23 protein-coding genes and 1 pseudogene are annotated in these 24773 nt (G+C 71.2%); 20 read left to right on the top strand and 4 right to left on the bottom strand.

From position 1 onward, the window contains the following. Window positions 1-13: 13 nt before the first annotated feature. Window positions 14-1498: a GntP family permease gene (locus tag KSF81_RS02800; RefSeq protein ID WP_217377639.1), complete on the bottom strand. Its 1485-nt coding sequence runs from the start codon at window positions 1496-1498 to the stop codon at window positions 14-16. Between the two features lie 190 nt (window positions 1499-1688). Beyond that, the gene (locus tag KSF81_RS02795) at window positions 1689-2693 is read right to left on the bottom strand and encodes a tripartite tricarboxylate transporter substrate binding protein (RefSeq protein WP_254453332.1); all 1005 of its coding nucleotides are present in this window, start codon (window positions 2691-2693) and stop codon (window positions 1689-1691) included. A 124-nt stretch (window positions 2694-2817) separates the two neighbouring features. Here KSF81_RS02795 and phnC (KSF81_RS02790) point away from each other — a divergent pair, with 124 nt between their 5' ends. The 13 genes and pseudogenes from phnC (KSF81_RS02790) (at window position 2818) to KSF81_RS02730 (ending at window position 15406) form a co-directional block, all read left to right on the top strand. Beyond that, entirely contained in the window at window positions 2818-3630 is an 813-nt protein-coding gene (gene phnC, locus KSF81_RS02790; protein ID WP_217377638.1) for a phosphonate ABC transporter ATP-binding protein, read from the top strand. A gap of 22 nt (window positions 3631-3652) precedes the next feature. Beyond that, window positions 3653-4639 (top strand): phosphate/phosphite/phosphonate ABC transporter substrate-binding protein, encoded by a 987-nt coding sequence (gene phnD, locus KSF81_RS02785; RefSeq protein WP_217377637.1) that lies wholly within the window; start codon window positions 3653-3655, stop codon window positions 4637-4639. Between the two features lie 83 nt (window positions 4640-4722). Then, on the top strand, window positions 4723-5529 hold the full coding sequence (phnC, locus tag KSF81_RS02780) for a phosphonate ABC transporter ATP-binding protein (protein ID WP_217377636.1): 807 nt from the start codon (window positions 4723-4725) through the stop codon (window positions 5527-5529). Further along, window positions 5526-6553: pseudogene (phnD, locus tag KSF81_RS31820) on the top strand (phosphate/phosphite/phosphonate ABC transporter substrate-binding protein). The gene phnC (KSF81_RS02780) and the pseudogene phnD (KSF81_RS31820) overlap by 4 nt, the downstream one beginning before the upstream one ends. Further along, window positions 6550-7434, top strand: coding sequence for a phosphonate ABC transporter, permease protein PhnE (gene phnE / locus KSF81_RS02770; protein ID WP_217381536.1), 885 nt, complete (start codon window positions 6550-6552; stop codon window positions 7432-7434). Before phnD (KSF81_RS31820) ends, phnE (KSF81_RS02770) begins: the two are co-directional and overlap by 4 nt. After that, on the top strand, window positions 7431-8261 hold the full coding sequence (phnE, locus tag KSF81_RS02765; RefSeq protein WP_217377635.1) for a phosphonate ABC transporter, permease protein PhnE: 831 nt from the start codon (window positions 7431-7433) through the stop codon (window positions 8259-8261). The genes phnE (KSF81_RS02770) and phnE (KSF81_RS02765) overlap by 4 nt, the downstream gene beginning before the upstream one ends. Before the next feature lie 69 nt (window positions 8262-8330). After that, window positions 8331-9320, top strand: a complete 990-nt coding sequence (locus KSF81_RS02760; protein WP_217377634.1) for a tripartite tricarboxylate transporter substrate binding protein — start codon at window positions 8331-8333, stop codon at window positions 9318-9320. Window positions 9321-9513: 193 nt separating this feature from the next. Beyond that, window positions 9514-9798, top strand: coding sequence for a twin-arginine translocase TatA/TatE family subunit (locus KSF81_RS02755; RefSeq protein WP_217377633.1), 285 nt, complete (start codon window positions 9514-9516; stop codon window positions 9796-9798). Between the two features lie 266 nt (window positions 9799-10064). After that, entirely contained in the window at window positions 10065-11558 is a 1494-nt protein-coding gene (glpK, locus tag KSF81_RS02750) for a glycerol kinase GlpK (RefSeq protein WP_217381535.1), read from the top strand. Next, window positions 11555-12952, top strand: a complete 1398-nt coding sequence (locus KSF81_RS02745; RefSeq protein ID WP_217377632.1) for an acyclic terpene utilization AtuA family protein — start codon at window positions 11555-11557, stop codon at window positions 12950-12952. Before glpK ends, KSF81_RS02745 begins: the two co-directional genes overlap by 4 nt. Window positions 12953-12956: 4 nt before the next feature. Beyond that, a complete protein-coding gene (locus KSF81_RS02740) occupies window positions 12957-13310 on the top strand; it encodes a hypothetical protein (RefSeq protein WP_217377631.1) in 354 nt (117 codons plus the stop codon). Window positions 13311-13346: 36 nt separating this feature from the next. Beyond that, on the top strand, window positions 13347-14666 hold the full coding sequence (locus tag KSF81_RS02735; protein WP_217377630.1) for a family 1 glycosylhydrolase: 1320 nt from the start codon (window positions 13347-13349) through the stop codon (window positions 14664-14666). Beyond that, window positions 14663-15406, top strand: a complete 744-nt coding sequence (locus KSF81_RS02730) for an SDR family NAD(P)-dependent oxidoreductase (RefSeq protein ID WP_217377629.1) — start codon at window positions 14663-14665, stop codon at window positions 15404-15406. The genes KSF81_RS02735 and KSF81_RS02730 overlap by 4 nt, the downstream gene beginning before the upstream one ends. On the opposite strand, the gene KSF81_RS02725 is transcribed toward KSF81_RS02730, so the two are convergent. Further along, the gene (locus KSF81_RS02725) at window positions 15403-16347 is read right to left on the bottom strand and encodes an SMP-30/gluconolactonase/LRE family protein (RefSeq protein WP_217377628.1); all 945 of its coding nucleotides are present in this window, start codon (window positions 16345-16347) and stop codon (window positions 15403-15405) included. The two genes, KSF81_RS02730 and KSF81_RS02725, sit on opposite strands and share 4 nt — an antisense overlap. 22 nt (window positions 16348-16369) lie before the next feature. Beyond that, complete coding sequence (locus tag KSF81_RS02720; RefSeq protein ID WP_217377627.1) at window positions 16370-17374, bottom strand: SMP-30/gluconolactonase/LRE family protein; 1005 nt, start codon at window positions 17372-17374, stop codon at window positions 16370-16372. A 111-nt stretch (window positions 17375-17485) separates the two neighbouring features. Here KSF81_RS02720 and KSF81_RS02715 point away from each other — a divergent pair, with 111 nt between their 5' ends. The 7 genes from KSF81_RS02715 to KSF81_RS02685 are packed head-to-tail and all read left to right on the top strand — an operon-like array spanning window position 17486 to window position 24735. Then, a complete protein-coding gene (locus KSF81_RS02715; protein WP_217377626.1) occupies window positions 17486-19171 on the top strand; it encodes an acyl-CoA dehydrogenase family protein in 1686 nt (561 codons plus the stop codon). Beyond that, window positions 19168-19956: a 2-keto-4-pentenoate hydratase gene (locus KSF81_RS02710; protein WP_217377625.1), complete on the top strand. Its 789-nt coding sequence runs from the start codon at window positions 19168-19170 to the stop codon at window positions 19954-19956. Before KSF81_RS02715 ends, KSF81_RS02710 begins: the two co-directional genes overlap by 4 nt. Further along, entirely contained in the window at window positions 19953-20585 is a 633-nt protein-coding gene (locus KSF81_RS02705; protein WP_217377624.1) for a TetR/AcrR family transcriptional regulator, read from the top strand. The genes KSF81_RS02710 and KSF81_RS02705 overlap by 4 nt, the downstream gene beginning before the upstream one ends. Before the next feature lie 54 nt (window positions 20586-20639). Next, window positions 20640-21794: a Gfo/Idh/MocA family protein gene (locus tag KSF81_RS02700; RefSeq protein ID WP_217377623.1), complete on the top strand. Its 1155-nt coding sequence runs from the start codon at window positions 20640-20642 to the stop codon at window positions 21792-21794. 3 nt (window positions 21795-21797) lie between these two features. Continuing rightward, a complete protein-coding gene (locus KSF81_RS02695; RefSeq protein ID WP_217377622.1) occupies window positions 21798-22958 on the top strand; it encodes a dihydrodipicolinate synthase family protein in 1161 nt (386 codons plus the stop codon). Further along, window positions 22958-23776: a sugar phosphate isomerase/epimerase gene (locus tag KSF81_RS02690; protein ID WP_217377621.1), complete on the top strand. Its 819-nt coding sequence runs from the start codon at window positions 22958-22960 to the stop codon at window positions 23774-23776. The genes KSF81_RS02695 and KSF81_RS02690 overlap by 1 nt, the downstream gene beginning before the upstream one ends. Next, the gene (locus tag KSF81_RS02685; protein WP_217377620.1) at window positions 23770-24735 is read left to right on the top strand and encodes a tripartite tricarboxylate transporter substrate binding protein; all 966 of its coding nucleotides are present in this window, start codon (window positions 23770-23772) and stop codon (window positions 24733-24735) included. Before KSF81_RS02690 ends, KSF81_RS02685 begins: the two co-directional genes overlap by 7 nt. Window positions 24736-24773 lie beyond the last annotated feature (38 nt).

The following is a 24773-nucleotide window of genomic DNA, read 5'->3' as shown; positions in this document are numbered from 1 at the left end:
GGCCCGCCCCCCCTCAGAAGGTGCCAAACAGGCTGAACAGCACCAGCACCGCGACCAGCGCCAGCAGCGGGATCACCACCGAGACCATGCCGATATCGGCATAGCTGTCCCGATGCGTCAGCCCGGTGATGGTCAGCAGGGTGATGACCGCGCCGTTATGCGGCAGCGAGTCGAAGCCGCCGGAGGCCAGCGCCGCGACCCGGTGCAGGATCTGCGGGTTGATGCCCGCCGCCTGCGCCAGCTCCGCATAGGTCGGGCCCAGGGTCTGCAGCGCGATGCTCATGCCGCCCGAGGCCGAGCCGGTGATGCCCGCCAGCACGTTCACCGCGACCGCGAGCGAGATCACCGGATTGCCGCCGCCGACATTCAGCACCGCGTCCTTGATGATGGCGAAGGCCGGCAGCGAGGCAATGGTGGCGCCGTAGCCGACCTCGGAAGCGGTATTGAAGATGGGCAGCAGCGAACCCATCGTGCCCTCGTTCACCGAGCGCTTCACGTCACCGATCGAGCGCCAGGTTGCGGCGAGCAGGAAGGCGATGGCCACCAGCAGCGCCACGATGATGGACCAGATGCCGCGCACCGCGCCGATATTCGTGGAGCCGTATTTCGGCTCGGCCAGGTAGGCGGTGTCCATCAGCGGCACGCCGTAATTCAGGAACAGCCAGTTCACCGCGATCACGATCACCACCGGGGCGAAGGCGACGGCCATGCTCGGCATCGGCCCGGCCTGGCCTTCGGAGACCGGCACGCCGCTCGGTTGCTCCGCGCCGGGCGGCGGCGGAGCCTCGCGCGGCACATCGCCAAGCTGCGCGGCGCCGGCGGTGCCCGGGCGCAGGCCGCCGGGGGCGGCCACGGCCAGATAGCCCTCGCCGGCGCGCTGGGCGGCGCTCGCCCGCCAGTTCAGCCAGGCCATGCCGACGCCGAACATGACGAGCGCCGCGATGCTGCCGAGCCCCGGCGCGGCGAAGGCGTCGGTGCCGAAGAAGGGCGAGGGGATCGCGTTCTGGATCGCCGGCGTGCCCGGCAGCGCCGTCATGGTGAAGGTGAAGCTGCCGAGCGCGATGGCGCCCGGGATCAGCCGCTTGGGCGTGCCGCTCTCGCGGAACAGCGAAGCCGCGATGGGGAAGACGGCGAAGGCCACGACGAAGAGCGACACGCCGCCATAGGTCAGGATGCCGCAGGCCAGCACCACGGCGAGGATCGCCCGCTGCGCGCCGACGCGGCCGACGATCCAATGCGCGATCGCGCGGGCCGAGCCGCTGTCGTCCATCAGCTTGCCGAAGATGGCGCCGAGCAGGAACAGCGGGAAGAACTGGATGAGGTAGCGCCCGAGCGCCCCCATGAAAAGCTGGGTATAGGTGCCGAGCAGCGGCAGGTCGCCCTGCGCCAGCACCGCGAGCAGCGCCAGCAGCGGCGCCAGCACCAGGACATTGATGCCGCGATAGGCAAGATACATCAGCAAAATCAAGGACAGGACGACGCCGGCGAGGCCGATCATGGGCGGACTCCTCCTTTCCGCGGTGCTGGCAGCTCGCGCATGGCCCGCCGGCCCGCGCGCGAGCCGCCGGCTGCACCCGGCCGGCAAAACACGGCCTGGAGCACAAGGCTGCACTGGTCCGCCGGTGCAGCGCAAGCATCCCGCCGAGTCTCCGCCTGTGCCGCGAATCCGCGGGCAGCGGCGGGGCCGGTCAGTCGGGCTTGATCCCCGCGTCGCGGATCAGCTTGCCCCACATCGCGGTCTCCTCCGCCAGGGTGCGGGCGAGGGCCGCCGCGTCGCCGGTTTCCAGCACCACCCCATGCGGCGCCAGGCGGGCGCGCAGCTCCGGGTCCTCGGTGGTCGCGTGGAGCGCGGCGCCGAGCCGCGCCAGCACCGGCGCCGGCGTGCCGGGCGGCGCAAACAGCCCCTGCCAGAACACCGTGTTGAAGCCCGGCAGCGCCTCCGCCACCGGCGGCAGATCGGGCAGCAATGGCAGCCGCTCGGCGGAGGAGATGGCGAGGCCGCGCGTCGCCCCGTCCTGCATTGCCGGCAGCGCCTCCAGCACCGCCGCGAACATCGCCTGGATGCGGCCGGCGCGGAGATCCAGCAGAGCCGGGGCGCCGCCACGATAGGGCACATGCACCACCTCGATCCCGGCACGCTCGACGAACATCGCCTGCGACAGGTGGTTCACCGCGCCGGTGCCGGAACTGCCGAAATTGAGCTTGCCCGGATTGGCCTTCGCCCAGGCGATCAGCTCCGCCGTGCTGCGCACCGGCAGGCTGGGATGCACATGCAGCACGAAGGCGGTGCGGAACACCATGCCGATGGGCACCAGCTCCCGCATCGGCTCCTTCGGCGTCAGGTTGGGTTGCAGCGCCGGGTTGATGGCGAGGGTCGAGGTGCCCATCAGCAGCGTGTAGCCATCCGGCCTCGCCTGGGCCACGGCGGTATTGGCCACCGCGGTCGCCGCCCCGGCGCGGTTCTCCACCACCACGGTCTGGCCCAGCTCGCGCGACATGCGCTCCGCCACCGCGCGGGTGGTGGTGTCGGTCACGCCGCCCGGCGGATAGCCCAGCAGCACCGAGACGGCGCGGCTCGGATAGCCCTCCGCCGTCTGGGCCTGGGCGGCAAGGCCGGGCAGGCCGAGCAGGGGGGGGCATGCAGCAGGATGCGGCGGCGGATCATGGGGTTCCTCCCGGAGTCTTGGCCGCAAACTGGACGCCGGCCGGCGCGGGATCAACCCCGCTGCCAGGCCCAGGCGCAACACGAATGTCGCCAGCCTGTCATCGCCGCGTCATGCCCCGCCGCTATAGCCCGGCCAGCAGCAGGGGAAGGCGATGCTCGAGCTTCAGGGCCTGACGCGCCGGTTCGGTGCCGTGGTGGCGGTGGATGCGGTCAGCCTGGCCATCCCGGCCGGGCAGATGGTGGGGATCATCGGCCGGTCCGGGGCCGGCAAATCCACGCTGCTGCGCATGGTCAACCGCCTGGCCGAGCCCGATGCCGGCCGCATCCTGGCGGATGGCCGCGACGTGACCTCGCTGCGCGGCCGGGCGCTCTGCGACTGGCGCAGCGAATGCGCCATGGTCTTCCAGCAATTCAACCTGGTGCAGCGGCTGGATGTGCTGACCAATGTGCTGCTGGGGCGGCTGAACCGCCGGCCCGGGCATTGGCGGACGCTCACCTCCCTGCTGAAGCTCTTCACCGCCGCGGAGCGCGCCATGGCGCTGGCGGCGCTGGACCGTTTCGGCCTGGTGGAAACGGCCTTGCAGCGCGCCGGCACGCTCTCCGGCGGGCAGCAGCAGCGGGTGGCGATCTGCCGCGCCCTGTTGCAGCAGCCGCGCATCATCCTGGCCGACGAGCCGATCGCCAGCCTCGACCCGCAGAACGCCCGCCTGGTGATGGACGCGCTGCGGCAGGTGCATCGCGAGGAGGCCATGACGGTGCTGGTCAACCTGCACCACCTCGACACTGCCCGCGAATACTGCACCCGCATCATCGCCATGCAGCAGGGCCGCGTGGTCTTCGACGGCGCGCCGTCCGGCCTCACCGCCGCCCGGCTGCGCGACATCTACGGCGTCTCCGAGGCGGGATTCGAGGCTGCTGCCACGCAGCAGCCCGCCACGCGCCGCGCCCTGGCCGCCGCAGCCTGACACCGAACCGGGAGAACCCGCCATGCCGACCCGCCGCCAATTCGCCGGCCTGATCGCCGGCGCCGCCCTCGCGCCCCTCGCCGCCGCCGCGCAGCGCCGCAGCCAGGATGCCGGCATTGCCATGCCCGCCGCCGGCGAGCGTGCCTGGAAAGCACAGGTGCCGCAGCTTCGCATCGGATTGATAGGCGGCGAGAACGAGGCCGACCGGCTGGCGCGCCACGACGACTACAAGCGGCTGCTCGAGGAAACCTTCCGGGTGCCGGTCCGGCTCTTCCCGGCCAGCGACTATGCCGGCGTGCTGCAGGCCTTCAGCGCGAGGCAGATCGAGATGGCGGGGCTCGGCGCCTCCGGCTATGCCGGCGCCTGGTTGGACACCAATGGCGGCATCGAGCCGCTGGTGGTGCCGGAGGAGGCGGATGGCTCCATCGCCTATGTGAGCGTCATGGTCACGCGCGCCGATTCCGGCATCACCGGCATCGAGGGGATGCGCGGCAAGTCGCTGGCCTGGGCCGACCCGAATTCCACCAGCGGCTACCTGATCCCGCGCTTCGCGCTGCGCCGCGCCGGCATCAACCCGGAATCCGGCCAGTATTTCAGCCGCACCGGCTTCGCCGGCGGGCATGAGCAGGGCGTCATCGCGGTGCTGCAACGCCAATACGATGCCGCCGTCACCTGGGCCTCCGGCCAGGGCAGCGCGGAGCAGGGCTTCACCCGCGGCAATCTCAGGGCCATGGTGGAGAAGGGCATGCTGGCCATGCGCGACCTCCGCATCCTCTGGACCAGCGATCCCATCCCGAACGGCCCCACCGCGGTGCGTTCCGAACTGCCGGCGGTCTTCAAGGAGGACATGAAGCTCTTCCACCTGGCCCTGCCGAAAACCCACCCCCAGGTCTATGAGCAGATCGAGCGCGGCGGCGGGACCGGCTACCGCGAGGCGGACCACGGCATGTACCGGATGATCGTCGATCTCAGGCGCGAGGAGGCGGCCGGGCGCCGCCGCCGCTCGTAACCGCCGCGGCCGGGCGGAAGGAATGCATTTGACCTGCCCGGCGCCCGCGTCTGTCATGCCGCCCCGATGGATCAGGGGCTGGAATGCTGGAGATTCAGGGGCTGACGCGCCGGTTCGGCGCCGTGGTGGCGGTGGATGCCGTCAGCCTCGCCGTGCCGGCCGGGCAGATGCTGGGGATCATCGGCCGTTCGGGCGCCGGCAAGTCCACCCTGCTGCGGCTGGTCAACCGCCTGGCCGAACCCTCTGCCGGCCGGGTGCTGTTCGAGGGGCGGGAGATCACCCGGCTGCGCGGCCGGGCGCTGCGGGAATGGCGGCGCGACTGCGCCATGATCTTCCAGCAATTCAACCTGGTGCAGCGGCTGGATGTGCTGACCAATGTGCTGCTGGGGCGGCTTGGCCACCACCGCGGGATCGGCGCCGCCCTCGCGGTGCTGTTCGGCCATTTCACCGCCGCGGAACGGGCCATGGCACTGGCGGCGCTGGACCGTTTTGGCCTGGTGGAAACGGCGCTGCAACGCGCCGGCACGCTCTCCGGCGGGCAGCAGCAGCGTGTCGCGATCTGCCGCGCCCTGTTGCAGCAGCCGCGGCTGATCCTGGCCGACGAGCCGATCGCCAGCCTCGACCCGCGCAATGCCCAACTGGTCATGGAGGCGCTGCGGCAGGTGAACCGGCAGGAGGGCATCACCGTGCTGGTCAACCTGCACCACCTCGACACCGCCCGCGAATACTGCACCCGCATCGTCGCCATGCAGGCGGGACGCGTGGTCTTCGACGGCCTGCCTGCCGAACTGACCGCGGAACGGGTGCGCCGCATCTACGGCATCACCGAGGAGGAATTCGAGGCCGAGGCCCGCGCCCGCGCTGCCCCGTGCGCCGCGGCGATGGCATGATCCCGGCAGGACCCCGGACGGATACCAGCCCCATGCCCCGCCGCCGCAGCCTTCCTGCCCTGCTTGCCGCCGCCCTCGCTTCCCCGGCTTTCGCCCAGCAGGAGGGCCGCCGCCCGCGGCGCAGCCAGGACCCGGATGTTGTCTTCCCCGAAGCCGGGCCACGCGGCTGGGCACGGCAGGTGCCGCAGCTCCGCATCGGCCTTTTGGGCGGCGAGAACGAGGCCGACAGGCTGGGCCGCTTCGACGGCTACCGGAAGCTGCTGGAGGAGACCTTCAGGGTGCCAGCCCGGCTCTATCCCGCCAGCGACTATGCCGGCGTCATCCAGGCTTTCGGCGCGAAGCAGATCGACCTCTCCACCATGAGCCCCTCCGCCTATGCCGGCGCCTGGCTGGACACCCATGGCGGGGTCGAGCCCATCGTCACCACCGAGGAAGCCGACGGCTCCATCAGCTATGTCTCGGTCATGCTGGTGCGGACGGATTCCGGCATCACCGACCTCGCGGGCATGCGCGGCCGCAGCATCGCCTGGTCCGACCCGAATCGGCCTCCGGCTACCTGATCCCGCGCTTCGCGCTGCGCCGCCAGGGTATCAACCCGGAGCAATTCTTCAGCCGCACCGGCTTCGGCGGCGGCAGCGAACAGGCCGTCGTGGCGGTGCTGCAACGGCAATACGATGCCGCCGTCACCTGGGCTTCCGGCCAGGGCGAGGAGGCCCAGGGGTTCAGCCGCGGCGCGCTGCGCGCCATGGTGGAGAAGGGCATGCTGAACATGGCCGATCTCCGCGTCATCTGGCGCAGCGAGCCGATCATCAACGGCCCGCAGGTGCTGCGCACCGAGATGCCGGCGGAGTTCAAGGAAGACATGCGGCTGTTCCACCTGGCCCTGCCCAAATCCTACCCGGAGATCTACCGCCAGATCGAACGTGGCGGCGGCGCCGGCTACCGCGAAGTCACCCATGCCGACTACCAGTTCATGGTGGAGATGCGGCGCGAGGAGGCGGCCGAGCGCCGCCGCCGCCGCTGAGCACGGCCGCCATCGCAGCGGGCGAGGCCGCCTTCCGGGCCGCGCGGGCGCAGCGCCGCCGCGCCACCCTGTTCGGCCTGGCGCTACTGGCGGCCTGCCTGCTGCTCGCCGCCTGGGTGAGCGAGGCCCATCCGGCGACGCTGCTCGCCGGCCTGCCGCGCATCGGCGAATATTTCCACCGCATCCTGCCGACGCTCCGCTGGGAGGCGCTGTTCGCCGGCAGCGAGACCGAGGGCAGCCTGGCCTTCTGGTTCTACCGCCTGGATGCCTGGGCCTGGCTGCTCTTCGAAACCGCCAACATGGCGGCGCTGGCCACCCTGATGGGCGCCGCCGCGGCGCTGCTGCTGGCCTTCCCGGCGGCGCACAACCTCGGCGCCGGCACTCTGGCCTACCAGCTCTCGCGCCGCAGCCTGGAGGCGGCGCGGACGGTGCCGGAGATCGTCTTCGCGCTGATCCTGGTCTGGGCCTTCGGCGTCGGCGCGCTGGCGGGGATCCTGGCGATCGCGCTGCATACCGCCGGCGCGCTCGGCAAGCTCTTTGCCGAGGCCATCGAGAATACCGAGATGGGCGCCTGGGACGGGGTGCGCGCCACCGGCGGCAACTGGGCCGAGGCCTGCCGCTTCGCCATCCTGCCGCAGGCGCTGCCGAACCTGCTGAGCTATGCGCTGCTGCGCTTCGAGGTGAATCTGCGCTCCGCCAGCGTGATCGGCTTCGTCGGCGCCGGCGGCATCGGCGAGGAGCTCTACAAGGTGATCTCCTTCAACTACTACGAGGAGATCAGCGCCATCATCCTGCTGGTGATCCTCGCCGTCGCCGCCATCGACCTGTTTTCCGAAAACCTGCGCCACCGGGTGATCGGCGCGCTCGGAGGCGCGGCGTGACGCCGGCCGAGATCGCCACCTGGCAGGCGCGGCTGCCCGCGGCCTTCGGCGCCGATGCCCGCACCCGCGCCCGGCGGCTCGCGGCCTGGCTGGCTTTCGCGGCCTGGCTCGGGGCCGCGCTCTGGTGGTTCGGCTTCTCGCCGGCGCGGCTCTGGAACGGGCTCTCCGGCCTCGCCACCATCATCCGGCTGATGATCCCGCCCTCGCCGGGCGAGTTCTGGCTCGATATCCTGCGCGGCCTGGCGGAGAGCGTCGCCATGGCCTTCCTCGGCACGACAGTCGCGGCGGTGCTGGCGATCCCGCTCGGCTTCCTCGGTGCCGGGAATGTGGTGACGAACACGCTGGCGCGCTTCTCGCTGCGGCGGGTGCTGGATGGCTTCCGCGGCGTCGACCAGCTGATCTGGGCGCTGGCCTATGTGCGGGCGGTGGGGCTCGGCCCGCTGGCCGGGGTGCTGGCCATCGCCACCGCCGATATCGCGGTGCTGGCCAAGCTCTATGCGGAAGCCATCGAGAATGCGGAACGCCGGCAGATGGAGGGCGTAACCGCGGCCGGCGGCGGCTGGCTGGCCCGGCTGCGCTTCGGCGTGCTGCCGCAGGTGCTGCCCGTCATGCTGGCCCAGGCGCTGTATTTCTTCGAGAGCAACACGCGCTCCGCCGCCATCCTCGGCGTGGTGGGCGCGGGCGGGATCGGCTTGCAGATCGCCGAGCGCATCCGGGTGCGGCACTGGGACGAGGTGGCCTTCATCATCCTGCTGATGATCGTCATGGTCGCCGCCATCGACTGGCTTTCAGGGCGGCTGCGGCGGCGGTTGATCGGCGGGTATTGAACCGGCTGGACGCAGCGCCGGGGGCGTGCTGCAACCAGCCTGTTCCATCGCCTGCCGGAGAACCGCCCGATGTCCCCGCTGAAGCGCCGCGCCCTGCTCGCCCTGCCCGCCCTCGCCGCCCCGGCTGCCTTGCGGGCGCAAGGGTCCGGTGCCGGGGCCGCCTGGCCGGAGCGGCCGGTGCGCGTGGTCATCCCCTTCCCGCCGGGCTCCACCCCCGACATCGCCGGCCGCGCCGTGGCGACGCATTTCGCCCAGGCTTTCGGCCAGCCCTTCCTGCCGGAGAACCGGCCCGGCGCCGGCGGCAATATCGGCACCGATGCGGTGGCCAAGGCGACGGATGGCCATACCATCGGCATCTCGATCAACGGGCCGCTCTCCACCGCCCCTGCGCTCTATCCGAACCTGCCATTCGACCCGAAGCGGGACCTGGCGCCGGTCTCGCTGCTGCTGCGGGGCGCGCAGATGCTGGTGGTGCATCCTTCGGTGCCGGCGCGGGACCTGGCCGGTTTCATCGCGCATGCCAGGGCCAATCCGGGCAAGCTCTCCTTCGGCTCGGTCGGCTCCGGCTCGGGCAGCCATCTGGCCATGGCGGATCTCATGTCCCGCGCCGGGCTCGAGATGCTGCATGTCCCTTATCGCGGCTTCCCGCCGGCGGTGCTGGACCTGGTGGCGGGGCGGATCGATGCGATGTTCATCATCGCCGCCGGCATCCTGCCGCAGCTTCGCGACGACCGGGCGCGGGCCCTGGCGGTGACGGCGGAGGCCCGCATCCCGCAGGCGCCCGCCGTACCGACCCTGGCCGAGGCCGGCGTGCCGGATGCGGCGAGCTATGCCTGGATCGGCCTGGTGGCGCCCGCCGCCACGCCTGCACCGCGGGTGGCGCGGCTGGCGGAGGAGGCGCGGCGGGGCCTCTCGGAGCCGCAGACCCGCGGCGCGCTGGAGGCGGCGGGATTCGAGGTGGTGGCGAGCAGCCCGGCGGAGTTCACGCGGCTGATCGCCGCCGAGACCGAACGCTGGGGCGGGCTGATCGCCCGGCTCGGAATCAAGGCGGAAGCGTAGCGACGCGGCGGAAGACCGGATCGATCCGCCAATGGCCCCGGTATTTCCCGGCCCGGCCCGGTTGTTCCGGCGCCCCTGCCGGGCCATCTGCGGGTTTGCGCCGCCGCGGGCAGGGCACTAGTGTCCGCGCCTGACGAGGCAATCTGGCGGAGTGTCCGCCGGGGCAACAGAACAAGGTTCATCGGGGCGTCACATGGGTTCCTTCAGCATCTGGCATTGGCTCATCGTGCTGCTGGTCGTGCTGCTGCTGTTCGGCAGCGGCAAGATCAGCGGGCTGATGGGCGACCTGGCCAAGGGCATCAAATCCTTCAAGCAGAACATGAAGGAGGACGAGCCGGACGCCTCCATGGCGGAGAGCGTGCCGCCGGCCGCCGGCACCAAGCCGGGCGGCAGCCTCGCCGGCCCCGCCGCCGGGCAGCAGACGCATGCCACCACGGGTGCCACCAGCGGCACCACCACCAGCCGCCCGGCCGCCTGAGCGGCAAGGCGGGGCCACAGGGCGCGCCTCCCTCCGGGATGGCGCGGCCTCGATCATGCCGGTGGAGAGCCGCAGGCCCGGAATCGTGAACCGGCCTGCGGGGTGATCCGGTTGATGCTCCGCCGATACGCATTCCGCGGCAGCAGCATGGCAGGGCAGAACGGGTAGTCCGGGATGCCGTGGCTGGGGACCCGCAGCAGGGCGGCGCCCTGGCGGGGTGGACTGTCGCTTGCCCGCACCCCATCACCCATGGCCTGATCCCCGCCATGCCCCCTTTGCTGCTCGCCCTGGACCAGGGCACCACCTCCACCCGCGCCATCCTCTACGGCCCGGACCTCACCCCGCGCGCCAGCGCCAGCCAGGCATTGCCGCAGCATTTCCCCGGGCCCGGCTTGGTGGAGCACGAGCCGGAGGACATCTGGCAGGGCGCGCTTGCCTGCCTGCGCGGGGCGCTGGCACAGGCCGGCGCCGGGCCGCGCGAGATCGCCGGCCTCGGCATCACCAACCAGCGGGAGACGGTGGTGCTGTGGGACCGCGCCACCGGCCAGGCACTGCACCGCGCCATCGTCTGGCAGGACCGCCGCACCGCCGATGCCTGCGCGGCGCTGCGCGAGGGCGGCCATGAGGCGCTGCTCAGCGCCCGCACCGGGCTGCTGGCGGACCCCTATTTCTCCGCCACCAAGCTCGCCTGGCTGCTGGACCATGTGCCGGGCGCACGGCGACGGGCGGAGCGGGGCGAACTCGCCTTCGGCACGGTGGACAGCTTCCTGCTCTGGCGCCTCACCGGCGGCCGCGTGCATGCGACGGATGCAACCAACGCGGCGCGCACCCTGCTCTTCGATATCCGCCGCGGCGCCTGGGACCCCGACCTGCTGCGGCTGTTCAAGATCCCCGCCGCCCTCCTGCCGGAGGTGCGGGACTGCGCCGCCGAATTCGGCGAAACCGCGCCGGAGCTTCTGGGCGCGCCGGTGCCGATCCGCGGCATGGCCGGGGACCAGCAGGCGGCCAGCATGGGCCAGGCCTGCTTCGCGCCGGGGATGCTGAAATCGACCTATGGCACCGGCTGCTTCGCGCTGCTGAACACCGGCACGGTGCCGGTGGCCTCGCGGAACCGGCTGCTCACCACCATCGCCTGGCAATTGGGCGGGCAGCGCGCCTATGCGCTGGAGGGCGCGATCTTCGTGGCCGGCGCGGCGGTGCAATGGCTGCGCGACGGGCTCGGCCTCATCACGGATGCGGCGGAGACCGGGACGCTGGCGGCGGCGGCCGATCCGGCGCAGGCGGTCTATCTGGTGCCGGGCTTCGTCGGGCTCGGCGCGCCCTGGTGGGATGCCGAGGCGCGCGGCGCCCTGTTTGGCCTGACCCGCGCCACCGGCCGCGCGGAACTGGCGCGGGCGGCGCTGGAATGCGTCGCCTACCAGACCAAGGACCTGCTGGACGCGATGCGCGCCGATTGCCCTGACATGGGCGAGACGGTGCTGCGCGTCGATGGCGGCATGGTCGCCAGCGACTGGACCATGCAATTCCTGGCCGACCTGCTTGGCGCGCCGGTGGACCGGCCGACGGTGCTGGAAACCACGGCGCTCGGCGCCGCCTGGCTGGCGGGGCTGCAATCCGGCCTGTTCCCGCCGCCGGGCGCGGGGGGCGAGGCGCATTGGCGCCTGGAACGCCGCTTCCTGCCCGCCATGGCGCGCGAGGAGGCGGCGCGGCGCCATGCCGGCTGGCTGGAGGCGGTGGCGCGGACAAGGAGCAGGGCATGAGCGACACCTTCCTGGTCGGCAATGGCGCCGGCTTCTCCGGCGACCGGGTGGACGCGCCCATCCCCGTGGTGCGCAGCCTGGTGCGACGCGGCCTGCCCGCGGCGCTGTTCTTCGAGGTGCTGGGGGAACGCACCGTGGCGCTGGCGCAGCTTGAGCGGCGGCGTGACCCGGAGCTGGGCTATGAGCCCATGCTGGAACGCCTGCTGGAACCGGTGCTGGCGGATTGCTTTCGCCACCACATCCCCATCCTCGGTAATTTCGGCGCCGCCAACCCGCCGGCCGCGGCGCGGTTGATCGCTCGCCTGGCGCTGCGCCTCGGCCTGCCGGAGCTGCGCATCGCGGTGGTGGCCGGGGATGACGTGCAGGGCAGCATCGCGCTGGACCAGCTTCCGGTGCATGAGGCGGATGGCAGCATCGACACGCGCGCCGCGCGGCTGGTCGCTGCCAATGCCTATATCGGCGCCGGGCCGCTGGTGGAGGCGCTGCGGGCCGGGGCGGATGTGGTGGTGGCCGGGCGCACCTCGGACCCGGCGCTGGCCATCGCGCCGCTGGTGCATCATTTCGGCTGGAGCTTCACCGATTGGGAAAGGCTCGCGGTCGGCGCCGCCTGCGGGCACCTGCTGGAATGCGGCAGCCAGGTGACGGGCGGGGTGTTCTGGGACCCGGGCTTCAAGGACATCCCGGACCCCGCGAATATCGGCTTCCCGATCGCCGAAGTGACGGCGACGGGCGGCCTCGTCATCACCAAGCCGGAGGATACCGGCGGCATCGTCGACCTGCGCACGGTGAAGGAGCAGTTGCTGTATGAACTGCACGACCCCGCGCATTACATCACGCCCGATGTGGTGCTCGACATCACCGGCTGCACGCTGGAGCAGGTGGGGTCGGACCGCGTGGCGGTGCATGGGCTGCGCGGCAAGCCGGCGCCGGAGACGCTGAAGGTGACGGCCTGCTTCGAGGGAAGCTGGCTCGGCGAGGGCGAGGTTTCGGTAGCCGGACCGAATGCCCTGGCGCGGGCGCGGGCCACGGCGGATGTGCTGCTGCAACGGCTGAAGCGGCGGGGCCTTGGGGTGCGGGCGCGCGTCGACCTGATCGGCGTCGCCAGCGTGCATGACAGCGACGACGGCGCGCTGTGGCGGGCCTATGACGGGCCGGAGCCGCAGGATATCCGCATCCGCCTGGCGGCCGAGGGCGCGGATCGCGACGCGGTGGACCAGGCGGCGCGGGAGGTGCTGGCATTGCTCTGCTGCGGCACCGCCGGCACCGGCGGCGCCCGCTGGCGCCTGACGCCACGCATCCTGACGCGGAGCTACCTGGTGCTGCGGGAACGGGTGCCCACCAGCGTGAGCGTGCGGACCGCAAGGGAGATGTCGTGCGAAGCGCGCGGGAGATGATGGCATGAGCGACGACCTGGTGGAGGTGCCGCTGCATGCGGTGGCGCATGGCCGCGCCGGCGACAAAGGCAATCGCGGCAACATCTCGCTGATCCCCTACCGGCCGGAACTCTATCCCCTGCTGGCGGAGCAGGTGACGGAGGCGCGGGTGCTGGCGCTGTTCCGCCACCGCGGCGCCACCGCCTGCCGCCGCTACGACCTGCCGCTGCTGCAGGCCTTCAACTTCGTGGTGGACGATGTGCTGGAGGGCGGCGTGAATGCCAGCCTCAACCTGGACGGGCATGGCAAGAGCCATTCCTTCCGGTTGCTGGGGCTGACCGTGCGAGTGCCGCGGGCGCTGCTGACGCCGCCGGAATAGCCGCAACGAAACCACGCCTTCCGCGTTGACGCCGGCGTGACCTATTTCATGTTCGCCACCGGCATCGAGAACAGCAACCCGACCATCGAGGGCGGGCGGGTCCGGCGTGATGAGCTGGAGGAATGCGGCCATTATCAGCGCTGGCGCGAGGACTTCGCGCTGGTGCAGGAGATCGGCTGCGGCTTCCTCCGCTATGGCCCGCCGCTGCACCGGACGCTGCTCGGGCCGGGGCGGCATGACTGGGCCTTCGCGGACGAGACCTTTGCGGAATTGCTGCGGCTGCGGATCGTGCCGATCGTCGATCTCTGCCATTTTGGCGTGCCGGACTGGATCGGCAACTTCCAGAACCCGGATTTCCCGGCGCTTTTCGCGGACTACGCCCACGCCTTCGCGCAGCGCTTCCCCTGGCTGCAGCTCTATACCCCGGTGAACGAGATGTACATCACCGCGCTGTTTTCCGCCCGCTATGGCTGGTGGAATGAGCAGCTCTCGTCAGACCAGGGCTTCGTCACCGCGCTGAAGCACGTCGTCAAGGCGAATGTCCTGGCGATGCAGGCCATCCTGGAGGTCCGGCCGGATGCGATCTTCATCCAGAGCGAGTCCACCGAGTATTTTCACGCCAACAGCCCCGCCGCCATCGGCCCGGCGGAGATCCGCAATGCCGAGCGCTTCCTCTCGCTCGACCTGAATTACGGCCAGCGGATCGAGTCCGAGATGTACGACTACCTGCTCGACAACGGCATGACCCGCGACGAATACCGGTTCTTCCTGCAGCACCGGATGAAGCGCTGGTGCGTCATGGGCAATGACTACTACGTGACGAACGAGCACCTGGTCTCGCGGGATGGGCAGACCCGCCCCTCGGGCGAGGTCTTCGGCTATGCCACCATCACCCGCCAATATTACGACCGCTACCGCCTGCCGGTCATGCACACCGAAACCAACCTGCGCGAAGGGCCGAACGGCGACGAGGCCGCGACCTGGCTCTGGAAGCAATGGGCGAATGTGCTGCGGGTGCGCAATGACGGCGTGCCGGTGGTGGGCTTCACCTGGTATTCCCTGACCGATCAGGTGGATTGGGTCCATGCGCTGCGCTTTTGCCACGGCGATGTCGATCCGGTTGGCCTCTACGACATGGACCGCAGGATCAGGCATGTCGGCCGTGCCTACCAGAAACTGATCGCCGATTGGCGGGACGTGCTGCCCGCGCAGAGCCTCTGCCTGCAGGTTCCCGTGCACATGCTGCGCGAGCGCGACGGCTGGCCCCCGGGCGAGGGCCGCGATCCGCCCGACTCCGGTGCCGCCGACCGGCCGCGCGCCGAACCATCCATGCCCGAGGGAGGGTCCACGGTATGACCGCGCGCTTCACGGACCAGGTCGCCATCGTGACCGGCGGCGGCAGCGGCATCGGCCTCGCCACGGTGCTGCGCCTGGCCTCGGAGGGCGCGCGGGTGGTGGCGATCGGCCTCGATCCCGGCCGCACCGAAAGGGCGGCGCAGCAGGCGCGCGGGGCCGGCGCGCCGGAGGCCTGGGGCGCGGTCTGCGACGTGGCCGACGAGGCGACGGTGGAGCGGACGGTGGCGGAGGCGCTGCGCCGCTTCGGGCGGCTGGATGTGGTGGTGAACAATGCCGGCATGATGCTGTTCAAGCCGTTGCAGGACTATACCAGCGCGGACTGGCAGCGCGTGCTGGGCGTCGACCTGATGGGCGCGGTGCATTTCACCCGCCTCGCCTTCCTGCACATGGCGAAGGGCGGCGCCATCGTGAACGTGGCCAGCGTGCATGCGGCAATGACGACGCCGCTGGTCGCGCCCTATGCCGCGGCCAAGGCGGCGGTGCTCTCCCTCACCCGCTCCGCCTCGATCGAGGGGCGCGACAAGGGCATCCGCGCCAATGCGGTGCTGCCGGGCGCGGTGGACACGCCGATGCTGTGGGAGAATCCCAACGTGAAATCCGGCGTGGAGAAGATCGACCCGAAGGATGTCGGCAAGCCGGAGGACATCGCCGCGGCGATCGCCTTCCTCGCCTCGGACGACGCCCGCTTCGTCACGGGCGCCGCCCTCGCCGTGGATGGCGGCAGGCTGGCGAAGCTCTAACCGCCGGGTGCTCCCTGCGTATTGACGTAGAGCGCAAACAGCGATTGCGCCGCCGACATGAACAGCCGGTTCCGGTTGCGGCCGCCGAAGCAGAGATTGGCGCAACGTTCCGGCAGGTGGATATGGCCGATCGGCACGCCGGTGCTGTTGAAGACGCGCACGCCGTCATATTCCGCGGTCATGCCCCAGCCGCACCAGAGGTTGCCGTCCACATCCACGCGGAAGCCGTCCGGCGTCTCCTGCGGCTTGCAGGCGATGAAGACGCGCCGCCTGGAAAGGCGCGCACCGTCCACGTCATAGGCCAGGATGTTGCGCGGCTCGCTGCGGCTCTCGATGACATAGAGGATGCGCTCGTCCGGGCTGAAGGCCAGGCCGTTCGGGTGGTTCACGTCATCCGCCACCAGGGTGATCTCGCCGCTCCCGCCGTCGATGCGGTAGATGTTGGTATGCGGCAATTCCGGGTCGGTCTTGATGCCCTCATAGAAGGCATAGAGGCCGAAGGGCGGGTCGGTGAACCAAATCGAGCCGTCGGACTTCACCACCACGTCGTTCGGGCTGTTCAGCCGCTTGCCCTGGAAGCTCTCGGCCAGCACGGTGATGGCGCCATCCGGTTCGAAGCGCACCACGCGCCGCCCGGCATGTTCGCAGGCGATGATGCGGCCCCGGCGGTCCCGGGTATGCCCGTTGGCGTTGTTCGAGGGCTTGCGCCAGACCGAGACGGCGCCCGTCTCCTCCTCCCACTTGAGAACGCGGTTGTTCGGGATGTCGCTCCAGAGCAGGCAGCGCAGGTCGCCGATCCAGACCGGCCCTTCGCCCCAGCGCGAGCCATGCCAGAGCCGCTCCACCGCCGAGAGCGGCAGGTGGTATTTCCTGAAGCTCGGGTCCAGCGCGACGATGGCGGGATCAGGATAGCGTTCGCTTGGTTTCCAGCCTTCGGCCATGATGTCTTCCCCCCTCTGTCGTTCAGCCGCCAGGCGCGCCCTGGGTGTTCACGTAAAGCGCGTAGAGCGACTTGCTCGCCGCCATGAACAGCCGGTTGCGGAATCGGCCGCCAAAGGCGACATTGGCGCAGCGTTCCGGCAGGCCGATATGGCCGATCGGCGTGCCCGCCGGATTGAGCACGCGCACCCCATCCAGCTCCGCCGTGCCCATGCCCCAGCCGCACCAGAGATTGCCATCCACATCGATGCGGAACCCGTCCGGCGTCTCGCCCTCGCGGCACTGGTGGAAGATGCGGTTGTTGGAAAGCTTCCCGTCCTCGGCCACGTCGAAGACGCGGATGACGCGTGGCGTGGCGGCGGCCTCCACCACGTAAAGCCGCCGCTCATCCGGCGAGAAGGCCAGGCCATTGGGACGGCCGATCTCGCCGGTGGCCACGGTGACCTGGCCGGTGCGACCATCGACGCGGTAGAGGTTGGTGGGCAATTCCGGCTGCGCCATCTCGCCCTCATAGAAGCCGAGGATGCCGAAGGGCGGGTCGGTGAACCAGATGCTGTCATCCGATTTCACCACCACGTCGTTCGGCGCATTGAGCCGCTTGCCGTCGAAGCGGTCGGCGATGACGGTGATGCTGCCGTCGTATTCGGTGCGCGTTACCCGGCGCGTCAGATGCTCGCAACTGATGAGCCGGCCCTGGCGGTCGCGGGTATTGCCGTTGCTGTTGTTGGAGGGCTGGCGGAAGACCGAGACGCGGTTCGTGGCCTCGTCATAGCGCATCTGCCGGTTGTTCGGGATGTCGCTCCAGATCAGGCAGCGCTGGTCGCCGAACCAGGCGGGGCCCTCGCTCCAGCGGCAGCCGGTGCCGAGCCGCTCCACCGCCGCCAGCAATAACCGGTAGCGATTGAAACTCGGGTCCAGAACTTTCACTGCTGGGTCGGGATAGCGTTCGACCGCCGGCGCCTGTCCGAAGGCCGGCGTCGCGGCAAGCACCGCGGCGGCGCCCAGCAGGCCCCTTCTGGTATGGTGCATTGGTGTTCCTCCCATGGCGTTCTGCCTGGTCCGGGGAGGCTAGCACGAAGCGCGGCGCTTGGAGCCAGCCCCTGGCGGCGCCATGCTGTGGCAAACGCGAGGAGGCCCGCCATGCATATCTCCCCCCTTGGCCCGCCCACGGGCGCCGATGCCGTGCCGGACAGCCACGGCCTCAATCTCTGGCGCGCCGATCCTTGGGCGCGGCCGCTGCTCGGCCTCTATCTGGCGCCGGAATTGCTGGCGCATCTGGAGCCGCATCTGGACCGCATGGGCGCGCTGGCCGGCGGCAGGCTGGATGAGCTGGCCGGGCTCGCGGACCGCAATCCGCCGGTGCTGCACCAGCGCACGCGGCGCGGCGAGGATGCGCAGCGCATCGCCTACCACCCGGCCTACCAGGAGATGGAACGCGTCGCCTTCGGCGAATACGGGCTGGCGGCGATGTCGCATCGCGCCGGCGTGCTGGGCTGGCCGGAACCGCTACCGCCGGCCGCGAAATACGCCCTGACCTATCTTTTCGTGCAGGCGGAATTCGGCCTCTGCTGCCCGCTCTCGATGACCGATGCGCTGGCCCGGACGCTCCGCAAATTCGGTGATCCCGCGCTGGTGGCGCGCTACCTGCCGGCGCTGACCGCGACCGATCTGGACGCGCTGCGCCAGGGCGCGATGTTCATGACCGAGCAGGGCGCGGGCTCCGACATCGCCGCCACCGCGGTGCGGGCGGCGCCGCTGCCGGACGGAAGCTGGGCGCTCACCGGCGACAAGTGGTTCTGCAGCAATCCCGATGCCGGCATGGCGCTGGTGCTGGCGCGGCGCGAGGGCGGGGCGCCGGGGCTGCGTGGCGTGTCGCTCTTCCTGCTGCCCCGCGAATTGCCCGATGGCACCAGGAACCGCTACCGCATCGTGCGGCTCAAGGAAAAACTCGGCACCCGCTCCATGGCCTCCGGCGAGATCGCGCTGGAGGGGGCGGTGGCTTGGCTGGTGGGCGACCCGGAGGCCGGGTTCCGGCAGATGGCGGATATGGTGAATGCCTCGCGCCTCTCGAACGGCATGCGCGCGGCCGGGCTGATGCGCCGGGCGGTGACGGAAGCGGTCTTCGTGGCACGCAACCGCATCGCCTTCGGCAAGCACATCGTGGAGATGCCGCTGATGCGGCGGCAACTCGTGAAACTCATGCTGCCGATGGAGCAGGCGCGCAGCATGATGTTCCAGACCGCCGAGGCGCTGCGCCGCAGCGATGCGGGGGAGGCGGGCGCCTATCCCTTGCTCCGCATCCTGACGCCGCTGCTGAAATTCCGCGCCTGCCGCGATGCCCGCAAGGTCACCGGCGATGCGATGGAGGTGCGTGGCGGCTGCGGCTATATCGAGGAATGGGCCGATCCCAGGTTGCTGCGCGATGCGCATCTCGGCAGCATCTGGGAAGGCACCAGCAATATCGTGGCGCTGGACGTGCTGCGCGCCGCATCGCGGGAGGGCTCGCTGCTGGTGCTGCGGGCGCATCTGCACGGGCTGCTCGGCAATGGCGCGGAACTGCCGGAAGCCCTGCCGGCGCTGGACCGCGCCATGGCGCTGGCGGAAGCCGCGCAACGGGACCAGGCGCTGGCACGGCAGGCGGCGAGCGCGCTCTATCATCTCACCTCCGCCTGCGCGATGGCCTGGGAGGCCGGGCGGCTCGGCGATGCGGAGCGGCTGGCCCTGGCGCGGCTGGTGCTGCGGCACCGCGTGCTGCCGCGCGACCCGCTGGAAGCGGCGGCGGCGGAGGTTCCGGATGCGCTGCTGGCCAAGGCGTTGGCGGCATGATGCCGGCCGAGCGGGAGGCGCTAGCCTCCCTGCTGGCCGCGGCGCGGCGGGAAGGCAGGCAGATCGTCGCGCTGCCGGAGGCGCTGGTGCCGGCGGATGCGGAGGAAGCCTATGCCGCCGCGGCGCTGGTCGCGGCGCAACTGGGCTGGGCGCCGCTCGGCTGGAAGGTCGCCGGCACGACGGAGGAGATGCGCCGGCGGCTGCGCATGCCGGAGCCCATCTTCGGCCGCAGCTTCGCGCAATTCCTGCACCGGGCCCCCGCCAGGCTGCGCCACGCCACGCTGCTGGACCCGATCGTGGAGGCGGAATTCTTCTTCCTGCTGGCCCGCGACCTGCCGCCGCGTGACACGCCCTGGACGGCAGAGGAGGTGGCGGCGGCGGTGGCCGCCGTGCATGCCGGCATCGAGGTCGCGGAATGCCGCTTTCCCGGCACGGCGCTGCCACCCTTCAGCGCCATCCTGGCCGATGGCAGCGGCGCCGGCCACTACGTGCTGGGGCCGGAGATCGCGGATTGGCGCGGCGCCACGCTGCCCGCCATGCCTGTTGTGGTGGAGGTGGATGGCGTGGTGCGGCGGCGCGGCAGCGGCGCCGAGGTGATGGGTGACCCGCTGCTCTCGCTCACCTGGCTGGCGAACCGGCTGCCGCGGGCTGGGGCGCATCTCCGTGCGGGTGAGTGGATCAGCACCGGCACGGCCAGCGGCATGCTGGCACCGCGGGCCGGCGCGCAGGTGGTGGCGCGGTTCGGCGACCTGCCGGGCTTCGGGATCAGCTTCGAGGCGGCATGAACGAGGACGCGCCGCTTTCCGCCCGTGCCGCGGCGACGCGGCAGCGCATCCTGGATGCGGCTTGCGTCGAATTCGCGGCCAAGGGCCTGGCGGGCGCGCGGGTGGACGAGATCGCCGCCCGGGCCGGGGCCAACAAGCGCATGCTCTACGCGTATTTCGGCAGCAAGGAGGATCTCTGGCTGGTGGTGCTGGAGGATGCCTATGCCGCGAAGCGGGCGGAGGAACGCGCACTCGACGTGGAAGCGCTGCCGCCCGTGGAGGCGATGCGGCGCCTGGTGGAGTTCAACCTGCGCTACACGGCCGCGCATCCGGAATTCGTGGCGCTGCTGAACCAGGAGAATATCCACCGTGCCGCCTATCTGCAGCGCTCCGCCCAAGTGCCGGCGATGTATTCGCCTTTGCTGGACTCCTTGCGCGCGGTGCTGGCACGGGGCGGGGCCGCAGGGGTGTTCCGGCGGGATGTGGACCCCTTGCAGCTCTATGTCACCATCGTGGCGCTCGGGCATTTCTACCTGGCGAATATCCACACCCTCTCCACCATCTTCGGCGCCGGGCTGGAGCGGGAGGCGGCGCTCAGGGAGCGGGAGGCGCATTGCGTGGCGGTGGTACTCGGCTACCTCCGGCCTTGACTCGGGGCGGCGGCGCGGCAGAGTAACCAGGCAGTTACCCCGGGGAGGAAGCCCATGGCGGAACGCCGCATCGGCATCATCATGAACGGCGTCACCGGCCGCATGGGCACCAACCAGCATCTGGTCCGCTCCATTGCCGCCATCCGTGCCGATGGCGGCGTGGCGCTGGCCAATGGCGACCGGCTGATGCCGGACCCGGTGCTGGTCGGCCGCAACCGCGCGAAGCTGGAGGCGCTGGCGCGGGCCCATGGCGTGGAGCGCATTTCCACCGACCTCGATGCCTGCCTCCGTGATCCGCGGGACGAATTGTTCTTCGATGCCGCCACCACGCAGTTGCGCGCCGGGCTGATCGCGCGCGCCATCGCCGCCGGCAAGCACATCTATACCGAGAAGCCCTCGGCCGGCAGCCTGGCGGAAGCGCTGGAGATTGCGCGGCAGGCGCGGCGCGCGGGCGTCAAGCATGGCGTGGTGCAGGACAAGCTGTTCCTGCCGGGGCTGCGCAAGCTGAAGCTGGTGATCGACAGCGGTTTCCTCGGCCGTATCTGCGCGGTCCGCGGCGAGTTCGGCTACTGGGTCTTCGAGGGCGACCTGCAACCGGCGCAGCGCCCCTCCTGGAACTACAAATCAGCCGAGGGCGGCGGCATCATCCTCGATATGCTCTGCCACTGGCGCTACGTGCTGGACAACCTCTTCGGAGAGGTGAAGGCGGTCTCCTGCCTCGGCGCCACCCATATCCCGCAGCGCATCGGCGAGGATGGCCGGCCCTATGCCGCGGATGTGGACGATGCCGCCTATGCCACCTTCCAACTGCGGGGCGGCGTGGTGGCGCATATCAATTCCTCCTGGGTCACGCGCGTCCGGCGCGACGATCTCGCCACCTTCCAGGTGGATGGCACGCATGGCAGCGCGGTGGCCGGCCTGCAGAAATGCTGGACGCAGTCGCGCGTGAACACGCCGAAGCCGGTCTGGAACCCGGACGTGCCGCAGAGCATCGACTTCTTCGCCGGCTGGCAGGAGGTGCCGGACACCGAGCCCTACCCCAATGGCTTCCGCGTGCAGTGGGAACTCTTCCTGCGTCACCTGGCCGGCGAGGTGGCGACCTTCCCCTGGGACCTGATGGCCGGCGCCCGCGGCGTGCAACTCGCCGAGGCCGGGCTGCGAAGCTGGCGCGAGCGCCGCTGGATCGACCTGCCGCTGCTGGAGGCGTGAGCCATGCCGAGCATCGCACTTCCCGGGGCTGACGGCCGCATCACCGCCTTCGCCACCAGCCCGCCGCGCGAGTTCCCGCGCGCCACGCCACCCTTTCCACGCGTCGCACTCGCCGCCGCGCATGTGGTGGCGGACCCGCTGGCGGAGCAGGACCCCTGGCTGGACACCCGCATCGACTGGGACCGCACCATCGCCTTCCGCCGGCATCTCTGGTCGCTCGGCCTCGGCGTGGCGGAGGCGATGGATACGGCGCAGCGCGGCATGGGGCTGGACTGGGCCGCCGCGCAGGACCTCATCCGCCGTTCGCTCGACGCCATGCGCGACATTCCCGGCGCGGTGATGGCGAGCGGCGCCGGCACCGACCACCTGCCGCCCGGCCCCGACGTGACCCTGGACGACGTGATCCGCGCCTATGAGGAACAATGCGAAGCCATCGAGGCGATGGGTGGCCGCATCATCCTGATGGCCTCCCGTGCGCTGGCCCATGCGGCGCGCGGCCCGGCGGATTACGAAAGGGTCTATGGCCGCATCCTGGCGCAGGTCCGGCAGCCCGTCATCATCCATTGGCTCGGCGAGATGTTCGACCCGGCGCTGGCCGGCTATTGGGGCCATGACGACCATATGGCGGCGATGCAGACGGCGCTGGCCGTGATCCGCGACAATGCCGCCAAGGTGGATGGGGTGAAGATCTCGCTGCTGGATGACGGCAAGGAGATCGCCATGCGCCGCCGCCTGCCCGCCGGCCTGCGGATGTACACCGGCGACGACTTCAACTACCCCGCCCTGATCGCCGGCGACGAAGACGGGTATTCGGATGCGCTGCTCGGCATCTTCGATCCCATCGCGCCGGCGGTGGGCGGCGCGCTGGCGGCGCTGGCGCGGAACGACCTCGGCGAATTCCATGCCATCCTGGCGCCGACGGTGCCGCTCAGCCGCCACATCTTCCGGGCACCGACGCGCTTCTACAAGACGGGCGTGGTCTTCCTGGCCTGGCTCAATGGCCATCAGGGGCATTTCACCATGCTCGGCGGGCAGCAATCGGCGCGCAGCATCCTGCATTTTTCGGAGTTGTTCCGGCTGGCGGACCGGGCCGGGTTGCTCGGCGATCCCGACTTGGCGGTGGCGCGGATGCGGCACCTCCTGGCCCTGCACGGGGTGGCGTGATGGCTGCGCCCGGCCCGCTCTCGCTCAATACCGTGACGGTGCGCGATGCCTGGAACCTCGCGCAATGCATCGAGGGCTGCGCCCGGCACGGCATCCCCGGCATCTCCCCCTGGCGCGACCGGCTGGCGGAGATGGGTCTTGCCGCCGCGGCGCGGCGCATCCGCGAGGCGGGCTTGCGCGTCACCGGCCTCTGCCGCGGCGGCATGTTCCCGGCGGCGGATGCGGCCGGGCGGCGGGCGGCGATCGAGGACAACCGCCGCGCCATCGCGGAAGCCCAGGCGCTTGGCGCCGAATGCCTGGTGGTGCTGGGCGGCGGCTTGCCGCCGGGCTCCAAGGACCTGCCCGGCGCCCGGGCGATGTTCCGGGATGGCCTCGCCGCCGTGCTGCCGGAAGCCCGCGCCGCCGGCGTCACCCTGGCGCTGGAGCCGCTGCACCCCATGACCTGCGCCGACCGCAGCGTGCTCTCGACGTTGGCCCAGGCGCTCGACCTCTGCGACGAGATGGGCGAGGGTCTCGGCGTCGCCGTCGATGCCTATCATGTCTGGTGGGACCCAGACCTCGCGCGGCAGGTGGCGCGGGCTGGCCGCCGCATCGCCGCCTTCCATGCCTGCGACTGGCTGGTGCCGACCACCGACCTCGTCTTCGACCGCGGCATGCCGGGCGATGGGGTGATCGACCTGCCCGGCCTCCGCGCCATGGTCGAGGCCTCGGGCTACCGCGGCGCGGTGGAGGTGGAGATCCTCTCCCGCCGCTGGTGGGCGGAGGACCCGGAAACCGTGCTGCGCATCGTCAAGCAACGGCACGCCACAGCATGCTAGGCACCCGCCGCGCCCTGCTGCTCGCCGCCCTCGCCGCGCCCGCGCTTGGCCGGGCCCAGGACTTCCCCATCCGGCCGCTGCGGATCGTGGTGCCCTTCGCGCCCGGCGGCGCCTCGGACCTGGTGGCGCGGGTGCTGGCGGAGCCGCTGGGCGCCGCGCTCGGCCAGCCGGTGATCGTGGACAATCGCCCCGGCGCCGGCGGCAATCTCGGCGCCGAGGTGGTGGTGCGGGCCGCGCCGGATGGCCATACCCTCCTGATGGGCGCGCCCGGCGCGCTCACCGTGAACCCGCATCTCTACGCGAACATGCCCTTCGACCCGGCGCGGGACCTGGCGCCGGTCAGCCTGGTCTTCACCACCGACCACCTGGTGGTGGTGAACCCCGGCGTGCCGGCGCGGAACCTCGCGGAGTTCATCGCCCTGGCCCGGGCGCGGCCGGGCGCGATCTCCTATGCCTCGGCCGGCATCGGCGCGACCACGCATCTGTTCGGCGAGTTGTTTCGGCTGCGGGCGAGGGTGGAGCTGACCCATATCCCCTATCGCGGCAGCGGCCCGGCGGTGGCGGATCTGGTGGGCGGCACGGTGCAGGCGATGTTCGACCAGTTGCCCTCCTGCATCGGCCATGTCCAGGCCGGCCGGCTGCGCGCCCTGGCGGTGACGGGGCCCGCCCGCAACGCCCTGCTGCCGGCGGTGCCCACCGCGGCCGAGGCCGGGCTGGCGGATTACGTCGTCACCTCCTGGAACGCGCTGCTGGTGCCGGCGGGAACGCCCGCGCCCATCGTCCAGCGCCTCGCCGGGCTGGTGGCGGAGGCGCTGGCGCTGCCCGCAGTGCGGGAGAGGCTGGCGCCGCTCGGCGCCGACCCTGCCGCCTCCTCGCCGGCTGCCCTGGGCGCGCTGCTGCGGGAGGAGCGCGCGCGCTGGGGCCAGGTGGTGCGCGAGGCCGGGATCACGGTGGGTTGACCCGGGGCTTGACCGGACGGTGCCGCCGCCACCACTTG

It is taken from the genome of Siccirubricoccus sp. G192 (assembly GCF_019084075.1).
Taxonomy (GTDB): domain Bacteria; phylum Pseudomonadota; class Alphaproteobacteria; order Acetobacterales; family Acetobacteraceae; genus G192.
The sequence above is the reverse complement of the archived record's forward strand: the minus strand, read 5'-3'. Positions and strand labels throughout refer to the sequence as shown.

Excerpts from the sequence above, each read along its gene's own strand:
- KSF81_RS02800 (WP_217377639.1), bottom strand. The coding sequence starts at position 1,498 with ATGATCGGCCTCGCCGGCGTCGTCCTGTCCTTGATTTTGCTGATGTAT.
- phnC (WP_217377638.1), top strand. The coding sequence starts at position 2,818 with ATGCTCGAGCTTCAGGGCCTGACGCGCCGGTTCGGTGCCGTGGTGGCG.
- phnD (WP_217377637.1), top strand. The coding sequence starts at position 3,653 with ATGCCGACCCGCCGCCAATTCGCCGGCCTGATCGCCGGCGCCGCCCTC.
- phnC (WP_217377636.1), top strand. The coding sequence starts at position 4,723 with ATGCTGGAGATTCAGGGGCTGACGCGCCGGTTCGGCGCCGTGGTGGCG.
- KSF81_RS02760 (WP_217377634.1), top strand. The coding sequence starts at position 8,331 with ATGTCCCCGCTGAAGCGCCGCGCCCTGCTCGCCCTGCCCGCCCTCGCC.
- KSF81_RS02755 (WP_217377633.1), top strand. The coding sequence starts at position 9,514 with ATGGGTTCCTTCAGCATCTGGCATTGGCTCATCGTGCTGCTGGTCGTG.
- glpK (WP_217381535.1), top strand. The coding sequence starts at position 10,065 with ATGCCCCCTTTGCTGCTCGCCCTGGACCAGGGCACCACCTCCACCCGC.
- KSF81_RS02745 (WP_217377632.1), top strand. The coding sequence starts at position 11,555 with ATGAGCGACACCTTCCTGGTCGGCAATGGCGCCGGCTTCTCCGGCGAC.
- KSF81_RS02740 (WP_217377631.1), top strand. The coding sequence starts at position 12,957 with ATGAGCGACGACCTGGTGGAGGTGCCGCTGCATGCGGTGGCGCATGGC.
- KSF81_RS02730 (WP_217377629.1), top strand. The coding sequence starts at position 14,663 with ATGACCGCGCGCTTCACGGACCAGGTCGCCATCGTGACCGGCGGCGGC.
- KSF81_RS02725 (WP_217377628.1), bottom strand. The coding sequence starts at position 16,347 with ATGGCCGAAGGCTGGAAACCAAGCGAACGCTATCCTGATCCCGCCATC.
- KSF81_RS02720 (WP_217377627.1), bottom strand. The coding sequence starts at position 17,374 with ATGCACCATACCAGAAGGGGCCTGCTGGGCGCCGCCGCGGTGCTTGCC.
- KSF81_RS02715 (WP_217377626.1), top strand. The coding sequence starts at position 17,486 with ATGCATATCTCCCCCCTTGGCCCGCCCACGGGCGCCGATGCCGTGCCG.
- KSF81_RS02710 (WP_217377625.1), top strand. The coding sequence starts at position 19,168 with ATGATGCCGGCCGAGCGGGAGGCGCTAGCCTCCCTGCTGGCCGCGGCG.
- KSF81_RS02705 (WP_217377624.1), top strand. The coding sequence starts at position 19,953 with ATGAACGAGGACGCGCCGCTTTCCGCCCGTGCCGCGGCGACGCGGCAG.
- KSF81_RS02700 (WP_217377623.1), top strand. The coding sequence starts at position 20,640 with ATGGCGGAACGCCGCATCGGCATCATCATGAACGGCGTCACCGGCCGC.
- KSF81_RS02695 (WP_217377622.1), top strand. The coding sequence starts at position 21,798 with ATGCCGAGCATCGCACTTCCCGGGGCTGACGGCCGCATCACCGCCTTC.
- KSF81_RS02690 (WP_217377621.1), top strand. The coding sequence starts at position 22,958 with ATGGCTGCGCCCGGCCCGCTCTCGCTCAATACCGTGACGGTGCGCGAT.
- KSF81_RS02685 (WP_217377620.1), top strand. The coding sequence starts at position 23,770 with ATGCTAGGCACCCGCCGCGCCCTGCTGCTCGCCGCCCTCGCCGCGCCC.